This window comes from Falsihalocynthiibacter sp. S25ZX9, from assembly GCF_041205405.1.
GTDB lineage: Bacteria > Pseudomonadota > Alphaproteobacteria > Rhodobacterales > Rhodobacteraceae > Falsihalocynthiibacter > Falsihalocynthiibacter arcticus.
In genome coordinates, this window is sequence record NZ_JBGFCD010000307.1 from 1 (window position 1) to 287 (window position 287).

Consider the following 287-nt stretch of genomic DNA (forward strand, 5'->3'; position numbering starts at 1 on the left):
GAAATGGATTTCCGGCCTTGCCGAGCGGTTTTCCAACGCCGAGGATCACGACGAATTTCTAGAGCATGTGAAGCTCGAAATGTACTCTGATCAGGTCTTTTGTTTTACACCAAAAGGCGCGGTTGAGAAATTACCTCGTGGCGCGACACCGCTTGATTTTGCCTATGCCATCCACACGCGCATTGGCGATAGTTGTGTGGGTGCCACGGTGGACGGATTACGCGTACCGCTTTGGACACGCCTTAAGAACGGACAATCGGTTGAGATTATAACGGCCGAGGGTCAAC

General features: G+C 51.9%; 1 protein-coding gene. It reads left to right on the top strand.

The window, feature by feature from the left end:
* A partial coding sequence (locus tag AB9F29_RS22360; RefSeq protein WP_369757308.1) for a TGS domain-containing protein occupies positions 1-287 on the top strand: 287 nt, incomplete at both ends.